At 27.9% G+C, this 2,800-nt stretch carries 2 protein-coding genes; both read left to right on the forward strand.

What is annotated here, in order from left to right:
* Positions 1–145: 145 nt before the first annotated feature.
* Positions 146–1,096, forward strand: a complete 951-nt coding sequence (locus VJ881_02610) for a methyl-accepting chemotaxis protein (GenBank protein HKL74934.1) — start codon at positions 146–148, stop codon at positions 1,094–1,096.
* Positions 1,097–1,244: 148 nt separating this feature from the next.
* Positions 1,245–2,800, forward strand: a 1,556-nt coding sequence (locus VJ881_02615) for a PAS domain-containing protein (GenBank protein ID HKL74935.1), incomplete at its 3' end; no start/stop codon positions are given.

Raw genomic sequence — 2,800 nt, forward strand, 5'->3', positions numbered from 1 at the left:
GATAGTTTACCAGATGATTATGACCCGCGAGAAAGAGGCTGGTATAAAAAAGCTGTAAACAAAGGGGAAATTACCTGGTCAGAACCTTATCAGGATGCTTCAACTAATGAATATCTAATTACTGCAGCAGTTCCTATTAAATAAAATGAAAGATAATTTGAGAAATATGATAAGTAATATTATTGAGATTTCAGATAAAATTGCTGCCTCAAGTGAAGAACTCTCAGCTTCAGGAGATCAGGTAGGTAGTTCTGCAGAAGAAGTGAGTGCTGCTATTCAGGATGTTGCATCTGGGGCAGAAGAACAATCTTCTCAGGTAGATCAGACAGCTGATATCATAACTAATTTAATCAATGAAATAAAAGAATCGGGTAATATGTCTGATGAAATGGCTAAAAAAGCAAATAATGTAATAGATAATATAGAAAATGGTAATAAATATGTGGAAGCTTCAATAAAAGAAATTAATAAAGTAAAAACTGAAACTAAAGATGTTTCAGATACAATAGATGATTTAGGAAAAACTTCTGAAAAAATTGGAGAAATTGTGGAATTAATAAATGGAATCGCAGAACAGACAAATTTACTTGCCTTAAATGCAGCTATTGAAGCAGCAAGAGCAGGTGAAAGTGGAAGAGGATTTAGTGTAGTGGCAGATGAGATAAGAGAGTTAGCTGAAGAATCATCTGATGCAACTGATGAAATTAGTGATTTGATTAAAGATATTCAAAAAGGAGTAAATCAAGCAGTTGAAAAAATGTCATCAAATGAAAAATCAGTTAATCAAAGTGTTAATACTATTGAAGATACTGGTGAAGTTTTTGTTACTATCAAAAATGCAGCTTTAGAATTGGATAAATTGATAAAAAATGTCACTGATAAAAACAAAGAAATGGAAAATTATAGTTCTGAAGTTCAAAGTGCAATTGATGAAATTGCAAAGGTTAGTGATGAAGCTGCCAGTAATGCAGAAGAAGTAGCAGCTTCAAGTGAAGAACAGAGTGCAGCAACTGAAGAAATAATATCTTCTGCTGATGAACTTGCTGAAATTGCAGAAGAGCTTTCTGAAAAAGTAGATCAATTTAAAATTAAATAAAATAGACTGCCAAACAACTCCTTTCTTAAACAAAAGAAGGGAGTTGTTTTTTTATGAAATAAATTAAAGGTTTAAAGGAGAAAATATTGAAGTTTATAAACAAAGATGAGTGTTTTTGTCCACATTAAATATGAATAGGAGGTTTATTATGCAAAATTTCGAAAAATTAAAAATACCCCAAAAATTTATCATAAAATGGAAAGATATTACTCATACTCTGAGTGAAATTATAGATGTTAATATTGTTTTTATAACAAGAACTAAAGATTATGAATCCAAAATCTTACAGTATTTTAGTCAGTTAGAAGAAAATACTTTTAAAAAAGAAGATAAATTAAAATTAATGGAAAATAAGAAAAAGGAAGTTTCATTAAAATGGCCAGATGAAAATATTTTTGGCTCTATTGTTTTATGTAATAAAAAAGACAGCCATTTTAGTAAAAGTGATGAGAAAATTTTAAAGTATTTTAAAGAATTAATAGAATCACATTTAGAAATTATAGTTATGGAAGAAAAGTTTTCTGGAGATATTAATAAGGATTTTAGAAAACAAAAGAATATAGAAAATGAATTAAAAAATGAGAAAAAATTTCTTAATAAAATACTAAATATTCAGGGAGCTATAGTAATAGTTTTAGACCCTGAGGGTAAAATTATTAGGTTTAATAATGAATCTCAAAAGATAACTGGTTATTCAGAAAAAGAAGTTTTAAATAACCCTTTCTGGGATATATTTTTAGCTGAAAAAGAAAAAAATGAAGTAAAAAGTGTTTTTAAAAATATTGTAGGAGATAAAGATTTTCCCAATGAGTATAAAAATCATATTAAAACTAAGAATGATGAATTGCGATTAATTTCCTGGAAAAATACTGCTGTGCTGGAAAATGGAAAGGTTAAATATGTAATTGCTACTGGACTTGATATTACTGAGCAGAGACAGAGAATGGATAAATTAAAAGAGCAAAGACAGAAATTAAATGATGCCAATCAGCAATTAACTGCTTATTTAGAGGAAATTACTGCTATGAATGAAGAGTTAGAATCAAGTCTGGATCAGGTTAATGAATTAAATAAAAGATTTAGTAATATGGTAAAGGTTATATCAGGTCTTATTGAACATCAAAATGATAAAGATATTTTCTTATCTGAGATACTGGAATCAGCTATAGAAATTGTACCTGAAGCAGATTATGGTAAAATTTTATCACTTAATGAAGAAAAGCAAAAATGGGAATTTGTAGATACAATTGGCCATAATATTGATAATTTAAAAAATATAAAATTAGATAAAGAATTATTTCCTGAATTGCATAAAAAAGAAGTTATTTATGATAGTAATTATTCTATTAATATAAATAAACTAACTGAAAATAAAAAGGTTATTTTAAAAGATGCTTTTAAAGCTATTGAAAAATCTTTATATACAAATATCAAAATAGATGAAGAACCTGTTGGAAGGCTGGTTTTAGATATAGCAAAAGGTAGTAATGAAGAATTTACTAAAGTTTCAGAAAAAATATTAAGATCTTTTTCTAATCTTGCTTCAGCTTTTTTCTCCTATAGACGCTATAATAATCTCCAGGGTAAATTTACTAAAGAAATGATAACTTCAATTGTGCAGATATTGGAGTTATATGATAAGTATACAAAGGGGCATTCAGAAAATGTAGCAAAAATGGCAGCAAAAATTGCTGAAGAAATGGA

The organism is Halanaerobiales bacterium, from assembly GCA_035270125.1.
In the GTDB taxonomy this organism is placed as follows: domain Bacteria; phylum Bacillota; class Halanaerobiia; order Halanaerobiales; family DATFIM01; genus DATFIM01.